The organism is Leucobacter ruminantium (assembly GCF_017565705.1).
Taxonomy (GTDB): Bacteria; Actinomycetota; Actinomycetes; order Actinomycetales; family Microbacteriaceae; genus Leucobacter; species Leucobacter ruminantium.
The window spans coordinates 85,703-97,981 of the sequence record NZ_JAGDYL010000003.1 but is presented as its reverse complement, the minus strand read 5'-3'; the positions used below and the strand labels follow the sequence as shown (position 1 = coordinate 97,981).

The 12,279-nt window shown below is 71.4% G+C and carries 13 protein-coding genes; 5 read left to right on the top strand and 8 right to left on the bottom strand.

Annotated elements, in window-relative coordinates; translation table 11 throughout:
* Positions 1 to 282: 282 nt before the first annotated feature.
* The gene (locus tag J4H91_RS02615; protein ID WP_208044697.1) at positions 283 to 1,803 is read left to right on the top strand and encodes an aldehyde dehydrogenase (NADP(+)); all 1,521 of its coding nucleotides are present in this window, start codon (positions 283 to 285) and stop codon (positions 1,801 to 1,803) included.
* A 63-nt stretch (positions 1,804 to 1,866) separates the two neighbouring features.
* Here the strand turns inward: J4H91_RS02615 and J4H91_RS02610 are convergent, their stop codons facing one another.
* A complete protein-coding gene (locus J4H91_RS02610; RefSeq protein ID WP_341783399.1) occupies positions 1,867 to 2,634 on the bottom strand; it encodes an HAD-IA family hydrolase in 768 nt (255 codons plus the stop codon).
* The gene (locus tag J4H91_RS02605; protein WP_208044696.1) at positions 2,631 to 3,539 is read right to left on the bottom strand and encodes a class II fructose-bisphosphate aldolase; all 909 of its coding nucleotides are present in this window, start codon (positions 3,537 to 3,539) and stop codon (positions 2,631 to 2,633) included. Before J4H91_RS02605 ends, J4H91_RS02610 begins: the two co-directional genes overlap by 4 nt.
* A 162-nt stretch (positions 3,540 to 3,701) precedes the next feature.
* Between J4H91_RS02605 and J4H91_RS02600 the strand changes: the two genes are divergently transcribed.
* Positions 3,702 to 4,076 carry an META domain-containing protein gene (locus J4H91_RS02600; RefSeq protein WP_208044695.1) on the top strand — a complete coding sequence of 125 codons (375 nt, stop codon included), beginning with the start codon at positions 3,702 to 3,704 and terminating at the stop codon, positions 4,074 to 4,076.
* A gap of 72 nt (positions 4,077 to 4,148) precedes the next feature.
* Here J4H91_RS02600 and J4H91_RS02595 read toward each other — a convergent pair whose 3' ends face one another.
* The 4 genes from J4H91_RS02595 to J4H91_RS02580 all read right to left on the bottom strand — a co-directional run bounded on the left by J4H91_RS02595 (position 4,149) and on the right by J4H91_RS02580 (position 7,580).
* Positions 4,149 to 4,505: a hypothetical protein gene (locus J4H91_RS02595; protein WP_208044694.1), complete on the bottom strand. Its 357-nt coding sequence runs from the start codon at positions 4,503 to 4,505 to the stop codon at positions 4,149 to 4,151.
* Positions 4,506 to 4,606: 101 nt separating this feature from the next.
* A complete protein-coding gene (gene purH / locus J4H91_RS02590) occupies positions 4,607 to 6,265 on the bottom strand; it encodes a bifunctional phosphoribosylaminoimidazolecarboxamide formyltransferase/IMP cyclohydrolase (RefSeq protein ID WP_208044693.1) in 1,659 nt (552 codons plus the stop codon).
* 157 nt (positions 6,266 to 6,422) lie between these two features.
* Entirely contained in the window at positions 6,423 to 7,061 is a 639-nt protein-coding gene (gene purN / locus J4H91_RS02585) for a formyltransferase family protein (RefSeq protein WP_208044692.1), read from the bottom strand.
* A gap of 90 nt (positions 7,062 to 7,151) precedes the next feature.
* Entirely contained in the window at positions 7,152 to 7,580 is a 429-nt protein-coding gene (locus tag J4H91_RS02580; protein ID WP_208044691.1) for an OsmC family protein, read from the bottom strand.
* A gap of 118 nt (positions 7,581 to 7,698) precedes the next feature.
* Here J4H91_RS02580 and J4H91_RS02575 point away from each other — a divergent pair, with 118 nt between their 5' ends.
* Genes J4H91_RS02575 through J4H91_RS02565 form a run of 3 tightly spaced genes read left to right on the top strand, consistent with a single transcriptional unit; the run spans position 7,699 to position 10,005 of the window.
* Complete coding sequence (locus J4H91_RS02575; protein ID WP_208044690.1) at positions 7,699 to 8,472, top strand: methionine ABC transporter ATP-binding protein; 774 nt, start codon at positions 7,699 to 7,701, stop codon at positions 8,470 to 8,472.
* Complete coding sequence (locus J4H91_RS02570) at positions 8,469 to 9,149, top strand: methionine ABC transporter permease (protein ID WP_208044689.1); 681 nt, start codon at positions 8,469 to 8,471, stop codon at positions 9,147 to 9,149. The genes J4H91_RS02575 and J4H91_RS02570 overlap by 4 nt, the downstream gene beginning before the upstream one ends.
* A 43-nt stretch (positions 9,150 to 9,192) precedes the next feature.
* Positions 9,193 to 10,005, top strand: coding sequence for a MetQ/NlpA family ABC transporter substrate-binding protein (locus J4H91_RS02565; RefSeq protein ID WP_208044688.1), 813 nt, complete (start codon positions 9,193 to 9,195; stop codon positions 10,003 to 10,005).
* A gap of 45 nt (positions 10,006 to 10,050) precedes the next feature.
* On the opposite strand, the gene J4H91_RS02560 is transcribed toward J4H91_RS02565, so the two are convergent.
* Together J4H91_RS02560 and J4H91_RS02555 are read right to left on the bottom strand one after the other, a co-directional pair.
* On the bottom strand, positions 10,051 to 10,572 hold the full coding sequence (locus tag J4H91_RS02560; protein WP_208044687.1) for a nucleoside/nucleotide kinase family protein: 522 nt from the start codon (positions 10,570 to 10,572) through the stop codon (positions 10,051 to 10,053).
* Positions 10,572 to 12,254 carry an ABC transporter permease gene (locus J4H91_RS02555; RefSeq protein ID WP_208044686.1) on the bottom strand — a complete coding sequence of 561 codons (1,683 nt, stop codon included), beginning with the start codon at positions 12,252 to 12,254 and terminating at the stop codon, positions 10,572 to 10,574. Before J4H91_RS02555 ends, J4H91_RS02560 begins: the two co-directional genes overlap by 1 nt.
* Between the last annotated feature and the right edge of the window lie 25 nt (positions 12,255 to 12,279).

Here is a 12,279-nt window from a genome sequence, read left to right as displayed (position 1 = left end):
CTCTGGGCCCTCGCGTTTTGTTGGGCCGCGCCCCGTTTTCCCCTTGTGTGTCCGGGGCCCGCGACGTTCGTATGGTCGCGACCGCGGCCGGTGTGCGCCCTGCGTCCTCACCCGCAGGCCGGCCCGCCTCGGCTCTCGTACGACTGGGAACGTGTGAACATACCGCACAGTCGCAGCGCCGCGAACCGTTCACGGGCGACAGTCCGCACCGTCGGGCGATATGCCAGACTGAGCCAGGGCCGGGAGCGCATCGGCCCCACCGCCGACCCCGGAGGAACATCCATGACCGACGCCCTCTCCCCCGCGATCGAAGCCGTCGTCGCCCGCGCGGCGGCCGCAGCCCCGGCCGTGGCAGCCGTCGAGCCGGTTGTGCGCGCCCGCGCGCTCGTCGCGGTGGCCGACGCGCTCGAGGCCGACCGCGACCGACTCGTGGGCATCGCGATGCGCGAGACGGGGCTCACCGAGGCGCGCCTGAACGGCGAGGTCGCCCGCACGGCCGTGCAGCTGCGCCTGTTCGCCGACACCGTGGCGGAGGGCGCTCATCTCGACGCCCGGATCGACCCGGCCGACGACGCCTTCGCGCTCGGCGCGCGTCCCGATATCCGACGCGTGCACGTGCCGCTCGGCCCTGTCATCAATTTCGCGGCCTCGAACTTCCCGTTCGCTTTCTCGGTCATGGGCGGGGACTCGGCCGCGATCATCGCGGCGGGCTGCCCTCTCATCGTGAAGGCGCACCCCGGTCACCCCGAACTCTCCGACGCCACTGCCGAGGTCGCCGCCGATGCCCTCAGCGCCGCAGGCATGCCCGACGGCACCTTCCAGTTGATCCACGGACGCGAGGAGGGCGTCGCGGTGCTCAGGGATCCGCGCATCGCCGCCGGGGCCTTCACGGGTTCGATCCCCGCGGGTCGCTTCCTCGCCGACATCGCAGCGTCGCGGCCGTCGCCCATCCCGTTCTTCGGCGAGCTCGGCAGCGTCAACCCCGTCTTCGTCACGGCGGCCGCCGTCGCGGAGCGCGCGGACGCGCTCGCGGCGGGGTTCCTCGCCAGCGTCTCGGGCTCGGCCGGCCAACTGTGTACGAAGCCCGGCGTCGTCTTCATCCCCGAGGGATCCGCCCTGCCCGACGCCGTGCGCGCCGCCGCGGACGGGTCGGCCGAGCACCGCCTCCTGAACCCCGGCATCGCCCGTGCCTTCGAGGAGCGGCGCGACGCAGCGCTCGCGGTCAACGGGATCAGGCCCGTGGTCGACGGCGCGCTGCGCTTCGACTCGGAGGGGCAGGGATGGGCGCTCCCGACGGTCCTCGCGATCCCCCTCCAGGCCTTTCGCGCGGCCAGGGAGACCCTGACCGAGGAGGTGTTCGGCCCGTTCTCCATCCTCGTCGAGGTGCCGGAGGACACCGACCTCGCGGCGCTCGTGCCCGAGTTCTTCGAGGGCAATCTCTCGGGCACCGTGCACCTGGGCGCCGAGGAGGCCGACGGCGGCACCGCGAACGCGGCCGATCTGCGGGCGCTCGTCGAGGCCCTCGCGCGCCAGGTCGGGCGCGTACTCTTCGACGGGTGGCCCACGGGCGTCGCCGTCACGCCGGCTCAGCAGCACGGCGGGCCGTGGCCTGCAACCACCAACGATTCGAGCACCTCGGTCGGTACCGCCGCGATCTCGCGCTTCCTGCGCCCCGTCGCGTTCCAGAACGCCCCTGCGGCGCTCCTGCCCCTCCCGCTGCGCGACGACAACCCGCTCGGGGTGCCGCAGGCGGTCTCGCCCACCGGCGCGTCGCAGCACTGGGGATCCCTCGCGCGCGGGTGACGAGCGCCGTCGGAACACGCCGAGGGGCGAGTGATCCGCGGATCCCTCGCCCCTCGGCTCTGCTCAGGCCCGGGATCCGCGCAGCGCAGCGAGCCCCGAGAGCGTGACGAGCCCGTCCTCGAGCTCGATCCCGCCGCGCAGCAGGCGCGCCGGGGCGCCCGGCTCCCCGAGATCGGTGACGACGGCGGAGGCCTCGGGGAAGACCTCCTCCGTCGTGAACGAGCTGACGGTGACGAGGTGGGCGAGTCCCGCAGCGGCCGCGGCGGCGGCGCCGACGTCGGAGTCCTCGATCACCACCGTCTGCGCGGGTTCGAGCCCGAGTTCGGAGAGCGCGAGCAGGTAGATATCGGGTGCGGGCTTCTTCGCCTCGACCGCGTCGCCCGCGAAGACGCCGGCCATCCGGGCGCGGGTCTCCGAGCCGACGACGGTGCGCAGCACGGCCTCGACGCTCTCCGGGGCCGAGGTCGAGGCCACCGCGACCGTCCAGCCCGCGTCGAGCGCCTCCTCCACGAGGCGCTTCACCCCCGGGCGACCCGGCAGGCGGCCGCTCTCTGCGATCTCGACGTAGATCTCGCTCTTGCGGCGGTGCAGGGCGAGCACAGCGGCGTCGAGATCCGCTCCGCCCGCGAAGGCGATCTCCGGGTGGTCTGCGAAGTAGCGCCGCAGGCGCTCCTTGCCCCCGCCGACCCGCAGCAGCTCGGCGTAGACCTCCCGGCTCCATCGGAAGCCGTAGCCGAGCTCGGCGAAGGCGAGGTTGAAGGCGGCGAGATGGCCGTCGAGCTCGGTGTCGGAGAGCACGCCGTCGCAGTCGAGCAGCAGACCGCCGCTCACGCCGCGACCTCCCCGACCGCCGTGGCCCGCCCCGCCGATCCCTCGGGCCCGGCCTTCCCGGCAGCGCCGAAGGCCGCGATGTGGTCGCCGATCTCGGCCTCGATGCGGGCGGAGACGGCGTCGAACAGCTTCACCGGTTCCCACACGCCCGTACGCTCGCACTCGGCGAGGTGATCGCGGGCCGCATGCATGTACGCGAGTTTGAGCGCCGTCGAGATGTTGACCTTGCCGACGCCCGCCTCGATGAACTCCGCGAACTCGGCCTCGTCGAGGCCGGTGCCTCCGTGCAGCACGACCGGGATGTCCGTCAGCGCCGCGAGTTCGCGTACCCGGCCGGGAAGCAGCTCGGGAGCGCGGGTGTAGAGGCCGTGCGCCGTGCCGAGCTGCGGCGCGATGAGGTCGGCACCCGTCTCTTCGGCGACCTCCGCGAGCGTGCGCGCCGAGTAGGCGTGCACCGCCTCGTCGGATCCCACCCCGTCCTCGACTCCGACGATGTTCTCGATCTCGCTCTCCACCTCGACGCCCGCGGCGTGCGCCTCGGCGACCACCTCGGCCGTCTCCGCACGGGCGGTCTCGAGCGGCCGGTCGGAGGCGTCGAAGAGCACCGATGTCCAGCCGTGGGAGATCACCGAGGATATCACCGCGCGGTCGGGGCAGTGGTCGAGGTGCAGAGACACCGGCACGGTCGCGGCCTCGGCCGCAGCGCGGGCGATCATGCCGAGACGGTCCACGCCCATCGATTTCACGGTCTTGACCGAGGTCTGCAGGATCACGGGCGACCGGTACGCCTCTGCCGCTGCGATCACGGCGCGCATCGAGAGGTCGTCCGCGATGTTCACGGCGGGCACGGCGTAGCCGCCCGAGCGTGCGGTGCGAACCATGTCGACGGTGCTGGCGAGGGGCATCTTCACTCCTTCTGCGGCGGCGGCACCGCCCTTCCGATCGACGCTATCGGCAATCGGTCCCGTCTTCCACCCCGCGCGCCGGGTATCGAGCCGCGGGCGACCGCGGCCGGGCGGCCGCCGCGACCCCACCCCGCTCCCATGCCGGAGTCCTATCCTGAGCGCATGAAGAAGATCCTGCGCTCGGCCGTCGTCGCGGCCGCACTGCTCATCGGTGCGACCGCCTGCTCCGCGTCCCAGCCCGCGCTCGTCGGCACATGGGGCGATCCCTCGCAGAAGGGTCGCCCCTCGCTCGAGTTCACCGGTTCCGAGACGACGGGCGACTACAGCGGCACCGACGGCTGCAACAGCGTCGGCGGCAGCTACGCCGCCGAAGGCAGCACGATCGACCTCGGGGTCATGCGCTCCACGCTCATGTTCTGCGAGGGCGTCGACACGTGGCTCTCCCAGGCCCGCAGCGCGAGCCTCGACGGCGGCACGCTCACCCTCTTCGACGAGAACGGCGACGAGATCGGCACGCTCGAGCGCCACGACGGGTAGCGGCCGCCGCGATACGCAAAAGAGGGCGAGGGATCCGCGGATCCCTCGCCCCCGTCTCGCGTCGCTACGCGCTCAGTGCCAGAGCACCGCGATCGCCGCGTTCGCCAGCGCCATGCCGGCGATGGCGCCGAAGCCGCCCGCCGACACGCTCTCCTTCTTGCGCACGCCGAAGATGTGACCGGTCAGCGCGAGCAGCACGATCAGCTTCACGCCGATCTTGATGTTGTTCGGCTGACCGCCCAGCGCGTAGGTCATGCCGACGAGCGCGAGCCCCGTGACGAGCAGCAGCAGCGCGCCCCACACCATGACGGGCAGGATGCGGGCCTGGCCGCCCTTCCGCGCCGCGATGAACTGCACGACCGCAGCGCCGAACACCATCGCGAAGCCCACGAGGTGCAGCACGACCAGAATTCCCTTGACGATTTCCATGTTGATTCCTCGCTTATCTCGGTTCGGTGCGTTATGTGCGAGGGATCCTGCCGCAGTCGCACGGGCGCGTTGGCGCCGACCGCGGCCGGATCCCCGGCCGATCAGTGGAAGAAGTGCCGCTCACCCGTGAAGTACATGGTGACGCCCGCGGCCTTCGCGGCCTCGACGACCTCGGCGTCGCGCACCGATCCGCCGGGCTGCACCACGGCGCGAACACCGGCGTCGAGCAGCACCTGCAGACCATCGGCGAACGGGAAGAAGGCGTCGGAGGCGGCCACAGAGCCGGCTGCCCGCTCCCCCGCGCGCTGCACCGCGAGGCGGCACGAGTCGACGCGGTTCACCTGACCCATGCCGACGCCCACGGAGGCGCCGCCCGACGCGAGCAGGATCGCGTTCGACTTCACGGCGCGGCAGGCCCGCCATGCGAACTCGAGCTCGGCGAGCGTCGCGGCGTCCGCAGGCTCGCCCGTCGCGAGCTCCCACTCGGCCGCGGGCTTGAAGGCGCGGTCGGCGTCCTGCAGCAGGAAGCCGCCCGACACCTGGCGGAACTCGACCGGATTCTGGGCGAAGCTCTCGGGCAGCACGAGCAGGCGCACGTTCTTCTTCTGCGTGAGGATCGCGAGCGCCTCGGGTTCGAAGCCCGGCGCCACGATCACCTCCGTGAAGATCTCGGCGACGGTCTTCGCCATACCCGCCGTGACGATGCGGTTGGCGGCGATGACGCCGCCGAACGCCGACACGGGGTCGCAGGCGTGCGCGAGCTCGTGCGCCGCGGCGATCGGATCGGCCGCGCCCTCAGGGGCGACGGCGATGCCGCAGGGATTGGCGTGCTTGATGATCGCGACGGCGGGGCGCTCGTGATCGTACGCCGCGCGCAGAGCGGCATCGGCGTCGACGTAATTGTTGTACGACATCTCCTTGCCGTGCAGCTGGGTCGCCTGGGCGATGCCCGCACCCTCGTTCTCCGTGAAGAGCGCCGCGCGCTGGTGGCTGTTCTCGCCGTAGCGCAGCACCGCCTCGCGCAGGCCGAAGGTCTCGTACCCCACATAGCCCTCGGTGGCCTCGAAGATGCTGTCGACGGAGGACTCGGCCTGCGCGTCCTCGTTCACGGGCGCATCGCCCCACTCGGCGTCCTCCTGGTCGAGGAACCAGTTCGCCACCGCTGCGTCGTACTGCGCGGTGTGCACGAAGGCCTCGGTGGCGAGGGATCGGCGCAGCGCGAGCGTGGTGCCGCCCGCGTTCACGGCCGCGATGACCTCGTCGTAGCGGGCCGGAGAGACGACGATCGCGGCGTTCGCGTGGTTCTTCGCCGTGGCGCGCACCATGGCGGGGCCTCCGATGTCGACGTTCTCGATGACGTCGGCCGCCGGCTTGCCCGACGCGACCGTCTCCTCGAACGGGTAGAGGTTCACGACCACGAGCTCGAAGGGGGCGAAGCCCAGCTGCTCGAGCTGCTCGCGATGATCGGCGAGGCGCAGATCGGCGAGCAGGCCCGAGTGAACCGCCGGGTGCAGCGTCTTCACACGACCGTCGAGCGCCTCGGCGAAACCGGTGACCTCGGCCACGTCGGTGACGGGGTGGCCCGCGTCACGGATGGTCTGAGCGGTCGAGCCGGTCGAGACGATCTCGACGCCCGCACCCGCGAGCGCCGCGGCGAGATCGAGCAGACGGGTCTTGTCGCTCACCGAGATGAGGGCTCGCCGCACCGGGACGACGTCGCGGTGCTCGTAGAGGCTGGGGTCGTGGCTCTGGACTGCCATCGGGCTCCTTCTGGGTTAACGGCCGGGAGGCCGCTGCGTGGAATATCTGGGATCTGCAGAAGATATGGAGTTTCAGCTCGGTTCGGGCATATCTTTCGCCGATCGCATATCTTTTGCTGCCTGTTGCGGATCTGGGGACGGTACTCGGTTCTCGGCGCTACCGCAGGCTCAGCTCGCCGAGCGCGATATCGCGCACGGTCTGCACGAGCAGGGGCCGCTCGAGCTGCTTGATGCGCTCGTGCAGCTCCTCCTCCGGCTCGCCGGGGATGATCTCGACGCGGGCCTGACGCAGGACGGGACCCGTGTCGACGCCCTCGTCGATGACGTGCACCGTGACGCCCGTTTCGGTCGCGCCCGCGGCGAGCGCGTCGCGCACCGCGTGGGCCCCCGGGTAGAGCGGCAGCAGCGCGGGGTGGGTGTTGATGAGACGCGGCGAGAACTCGCGCACGAAGTCGGCGGGGAGGATGCGCATGAGGCCCGCGCTCACCACGAGTCCTTCGTCGGAGCCCGCCGCACCTTCGGGGTCTCCGGGGCCCTCGGAATTCTCGGAGCCCCGCGGCAGATGCTCGCGAATGGCCGAGGCGAACGCCCGGCCCCACTCCTCACGGCTGCCGTGGTCGCCGGGACGCACGATGAAGCTCGGCACTCCCGCCGCCTCCGCGTGGGCGAGACCCGCGGCGTCCGTGTCGGCGCCGACGGCGACGATGCGTGCCGGGTATGCGGGGTCGGCTGCCGCCTCGAGCAGCGCCTTGAGGTTGCTGCCACCGCCCGAGATGAGCACCACGACATTCAGCACCCCACCAGTCTACCCGCCGGTCGCCTGAGCGAATCCTTCCGCCGGTCGGGCGAGCGATCGGCTCCGCCTCGCTCGATCTGCGGAGGCCGCTCAGACGGCGACGACCTCTACTGGCGATTGCCCTCCGAGCATGCGCGAGACGGGGCAGCGCGCGTGCGCCGCGGCTGCGAGCTCGGCCGATTCCGCGGCGGTCTTGCCCGCGAAGCGCAGCTCGGCGCGCGCGGAGAACTCGAACCCCTCCCCGTCGAGTCGCGGGTGCAGCGAGACCTCGGCGCGCACCTCGACGTCGACGCCCGGCCCTGCGACCACGCGCGCGGCGGCGTTCAGGCAGGTGGCCCACGACAGCGCGAGCAGTTCCTCGGGGTTGGTCGCGCCGCCGCGGTCCTCCGCCGTCGGCGAGGCCACGGCGACGCGCAGGCCACCCTCGACCGCGCTCTCCCCATTCACACCGCTGGAATTGCGGGCGACCGCGGTGAAGATCGCCTCGCCCAGTCGCGTCTCGTCGTCCGCGTGTCCCACTATCTCGCCCGCTCTCGGTTGTGTTTTCACCCCGAAGGGCATATCTTATACCGAGTCTAACAACAACCGGGGAGGTCAGCCTCCCGAACCGAGCACGAGAGCAACGAGCCGCCCGCAGATGACAGCGCCCACCCCTGCGACTCCCGCCGTCGAGTTCCGGAACGTCACTCGGAGCTTCGGCGATGGCCCCGCGGCCGTGACCGCCCTCGCCGACGTCGACTTCGCGATCCCTCGCGGAATGATCTTCGGCGTGCTCGGCGAGAGCGGCGCGGGCAAGTCGACCCTGCTGCGGCTGATGAACGGCCTCGACCACCCCACTTCCGGGCGCGTGCTGGTCGAGGGCACCGACCTCGCAGGGCTCGGCAAGTCGCAGATGAACCGCATGCGGCACCGCATCGGCGTGGTCTTCCAGGCCTACAACCTCGTCGGCAACCTCACCGTGCGGCAGAACGTCGAGCTGCCGCTGCGGCTGCAGCGGCGCAAGGCGCGTTCGGGCCCCGACTCGGTTCGAGTCCGCGAGATGGTCGACTTCGTGGGTCTCGGGCACCGCGTCGACCACTACCCCGCGCAGCTCTCGGGCGGCGAGAAGCAGCGCGTCGCGATCGCGCGAGCGCTCGTCACGGAGCCCTCACTGCTGCTCTGCGACGAGCCGACCTCCGCCCTCGACACGCACACGACGAGCGAGATCCTCGACCTGCTCTCGGCCACCCGCGAGCGCTTCGGCACCACGATCGCGCTCGTCACCCACGAACTCGAGGCGGTGAAGGCGATCTGCGATCGCGCGGCGGTGTTCGAGTCGGGCAGGCTGCACGACATCGTCGAGGTCGACGCCGCGAGGCGCGACCGTGGTCAGAGCTATCTCGCGCACGTGAGGGAGGTGCTCGGCGAATGAACCTCCTCTCCGAGTTCGAGCGCATCTTCGGCGAGTACGGCGGCGAGATCGCGGTCGCGATGGGCGAGACGGGCTACATGGTACTCGTCTCGATCGTCGTCGCCATCGTGTTCGGTACGCCGCTCGGCACCCTCATCTACCTCACCCGCGAGGGCGGGCTCATGGAGCAGCGCACCACCTGGACGATCGCGAACCTCTACGTCACGATCGTGCGCTCATTCCCGTTCCTGCTCTTCGTCGTGTTCATGATCCCGTTCACCCGCGCCGTGTTCGGCACGAGCTTCGGGACCGTGGCCGCGACCTTCCCGCTCGGCTTCGTCGCCGTCGCCATCTACGCGCGCTTCACCGAGCAGATCCTGCTCGAACTGCCGAGCGGCCTCACCGAGGCCGCGGCGTCGATGGGCGCGACGATCCCGCAGACCGTCTTCCGCTTCCTCCTCGTCGACGGGCGCTCGGGCCTCGTCTACGCGCTCACCTCGGCGACGATCAGCTTCGTCTCGTACTCCACCGTGCTCGGCGTGGTGGGCGGCGGCGGCGTCGGCGACTTCGCCATGCGCTACGGCTACCACCAGTACGACTTCATGCTCATGTACGTGGTGATCGCGCTCATCATCGTCTGCGTCATCATCCTGCAGAGCCTCGGCCACCGAATCTCGCGGGCGCTCGACAAGCGCTGAGCCCCGCACAGACCTCCATTCATCGAACAGATAGGGATCCCTCATGACACGACGTCTCCTCGCCCCGGTCGCCATCGGCGCCGCAGCGCTCATGCTCCTCGCCGGCTGCGCGGGCGGCTCGGGCGAATCGGGCGGCTCCGAGGGCGAGACGCAGACCCTCAAGGTCGCCGCGACGACGACTCCCATGACCGACGTGGTGCAGGCGGCGGCCGAGGCCATCGAGGGGCCCTACGAGATCGAGATGGTCGAGGTCGCCGACTACGTGCAGCCGAACACCATGCTGGAGAACGGCGAGCTGGACGCGAACTTCGTGCAGCACCCGCCTTTCATGGAGGAGTTCAACGAGGCCAACAACGCCTCGCTGACCGTGATCGAGCCCGTCTACCTCACCGTCGTGGGCATGTACTCGAGCAAGTGGAAGAGCTTCGACGAGGTGCCCGAGGGCGGCAAGATCGTCATTCCGCAGGACAAGTCGAACGCCGCTCGATCCCTGCAGATGGTCGCCGACGCCGGGCTCATCGAGCTCGACCCGAAGGCCGATAAGTGGACGGTGACGGTCGACGACATCACGTCGAACCCGAAGAACCTCCAGTTCACCGAGATCGACATCATGCAGCTCGTGGCCGCCTACCCCGAGGCCGACGCCGTGTTCCTGCACGGCACCTTCGCCCGTCAACTCGGCCTCACCCCCGCTGACGACGCGCTCATCACCGAGCAGGACGAGCAGTTCGCCGTGTCGCTCGTGTCGCGCGAGGACAACGCCGACTCCCCCGAGGTCGAGGCTCTCGCGAAGGCATTCCACAGCGACGAGGTGCGTGCCGTGCTCGAGGAGAAGGACGTTCCCGCGGCGTTCTGACGCGCGGCCTCCCGCTGATTGAGCGAGGCGGAGGAAAGGGCTCGCTCAACCGGCGAGCCCGTCCGCGAGATCCCAGGGCTCGTGCTCGGCGTAGTGGGCGTCCTCCTGCGCAGCCCAACGCTCCCAGTGCGGGGCGTACATCTCGCCGTCGCGGGCGATCGCGCGGGCGCGCCGCTCCCCGGCCGGGCACTCGATCCAGACCGCGCGCACCCGCCCGCCAGGCCCCGCCCACCGCGCGGCCGCGGCGAGATTCTCACGGGTGATCGCCCCGCAGCCCTCGATCACGAGCGGAGGCCGCGGGGCGATCGTCCGCAGCTCCGCGAACTCTCCCGCGATCCAGTCGTACCTGCGGTACGCTCCCTCGTCGAGTGCGTTCGCGACGGCGAGGGAGCCCTCGGCGAGCCCGTCCCATCCCGGGTACAGATCCTCCACCCGCAGCACCTGCGGGCGATGACCCGCGGCTTCGAGATCGGCGAACACCGAATCCGCGAGCGAGGTCTTGCCCGAGCCGGAGCGGCCGTCGATCAGCAGCACGTCGAAGCCGCGAGCCGCGGCGCCCGCACCCATCAGAACTCCGCCCTCGCGCCGTCGGCGCGCATCCGCTCCGCGAGCAGCATGATCCCCGCAGTGAGCGTGCCGAGCACCACCGCCCCCGCGAGCCCCGCACCGTACGAGCCGGGCGCCTGGTGCCCGATCAGCTCCGCCACCGCGACCGGCAGCGTCTGCGCTCCCGGCCGCACGAGGAACGAGGTCGCCCCGAACTCGCCGAGCGACGCGGCGAAGGCGAAGCCGAGCGCGAGCCCCGCGGAGCGCCCGAGCATCGGCAGCTCGACCCTGCGCAGGACGTCGAACGCGTCTGCGCCGAGCGTGGCGGCGGCCTCCCGCAGCGCGGGGTCGATCCCTCGCAGCACCGGCAGCAGCACCCGGACGACGAGCGGCAGCGCCACGAGCGCCTGCGCGATCGGGATGAGCACGGTCGAGGTGCGCAGGTCGAAGCCGATGCCGAACGGCCGGTGCATGGTCAGCAGGAGGCCGAAGCCGAGGGTCACCGCAGACACCCCGAGCGGCAGCATCACGACGCCGTCGAACAGGTCGATGCCGCGCCGCAGCGCGCGCGATCCCGGTCTCCGCGACAGCACGAGCGCCAGCAGGGCGCCGAGCGTCATCGCGATGAGCGCGGCGAGCACCGCGAAGCGCAGCGACAACCAGATCGCCCCGATCACGGGGCCGTCGAGCGGCAGGGTCTCCGGCGGGTCCACGAGCGCGACGTAGTTGGCGAGGCTCCATGCGCCGGCCGTGTCGCGCAGCGAGCGTGCCACCAGCACCGCGAGCGGCAGCGCGTGGAGCAGCAGCACCGTCGCCGCGAACACGACGAGCACGGGTGCGTCGCGCAGCTCCGGCCGCTTCGCGAGGTCGCGCCGCTCCTCGCGGAGTTCGACGGCGCGCTCCCCGGCCCGTCGCAGACGCGACGAGACGACGAGCGTCGCCCCCACGATCGCGAACTGCGCGAGCGACAGCACGGCGGCGCCGCGCAGATCGAGGAACTGCACGGTGAGGCGGTAGATCTCCGTCTCGACGTTCGCCTGTCGGCTGCCGCCCAGGATCAGCACCGTGCCGAACGACGTCGAGCAGAAGAGGAACACGAGCGCGGCGGCGGATGCGAGCGCGGGGGCGAGCGCCGGCAGCACGATCATGAGCCAGGCCCGCAGCCTGCCGGCTCCGAGCACGCGCGCGGCCTGCTCGGAGCTGTCGTCGAGCCGCGCCCAGAAGCCGCCCACGGTGCGCGCGACCACCGCGACGTTCGGGAAGGCGAGGGCGAGCACGACGACGGCGAGGGATCGGTCGAGACCCAGGAACTCGAGCAGCCCGCCCGGACCGAACAGCGCGGAGAACGCGACGCCGACGACCACCGTCGGCAGCACGAACGGCACGGTCAGGATCCCTCGCAGCAGCGTCTGCCCGGGGAACCGCAGCCGGTAGAGCGCGTAGGCCGCGGGCACGCCGAGCAGCACGGAGACGACGGTCGCGAGCCCCGCCTGCGAGAGGGTGTTGCCGATGACGCGCCAGGTGCGTTGGGAGCCGAACACCTCGGCGATGCCGCCGAGGTCGACCCCGCCGCCCGTGACGCCCCCGCCGAACCCGGTCGCCACGAGCGCGACGACCGGCCACAGGAAGAAGACGATGAGGAAGGCGAGCGGCAGCGCCACCGCGGCCGTCCATCCGGCGACGCCCCACGCGCTCCGCCTCATCCTCTCGCCCTCATGCCCTCGGCGT

Excerpts from the sequence above, each read along its gene's own strand:
- J4H91_RS02615 (WP_208044697.1), top strand. The coding sequence starts at position 283 with ATGACCGACGCCCTCTCCCCCGCGATCGAAGCCGTCGTCGCCCGCGCG.
- J4H91_RS02605 (WP_208044696.1), bottom strand. The coding sequence starts at position 3,539 with ATGCCCCTCGCCAGCACCGTCGACATGGTTCGCACCGCACGCTCGGGC.
- J4H91_RS02600 (WP_208044695.1), top strand. The coding sequence starts at position 3,702 with ATGAAGAAGATCCTGCGCTCGGCCGTCGTCGCGGCCGCACTGCTCATC.
- J4H91_RS02595 (WP_208044694.1), bottom strand. The coding sequence starts at position 4,505 with ATGGAAATCGTCAAGGGAATTCTGGTCGTGCTGCACCTCGTGGGCTTC.
- purH (WP_208044693.1), bottom strand. The coding sequence starts at position 6,265 with ATGGCAGTCCAGAGCCACGACCCCAGCCTCTACGAGCACCGCGACGTC.
- J4H91_RS02575 (WP_208044690.1), top strand. The coding sequence starts at position 7,699 with ATGACAGCGCCCACCCCTGCGACTCCCGCCGTCGAGTTCCGGAACGTC.
- J4H91_RS02570 (WP_208044689.1), top strand. The coding sequence starts at position 8,469 with ATGAACCTCCTCTCCGAGTTCGAGCGCATCTTCGGCGAGTACGGCGGC.
- J4H91_RS02565 (WP_208044688.1), top strand. The coding sequence starts at position 9,193 with ATGACACGACGTCTCCTCGCCCCGGTCGCCATCGGCGCCGCAGCGCTC.
- J4H91_RS02560 (WP_208044687.1), bottom strand. The coding sequence starts at position 10,572 with ATGGGTGCGGGCGCCGCGGCTCGCGGCTTCGACGTGCTGCTGATCGAC.
- J4H91_RS02555 (WP_208044686.1), bottom strand. The coding sequence starts at position 12,254 with ATGAGGCGGAGCGCGTGGGGCGTCGCCGGATGGACGGCCGCGGTGGCG.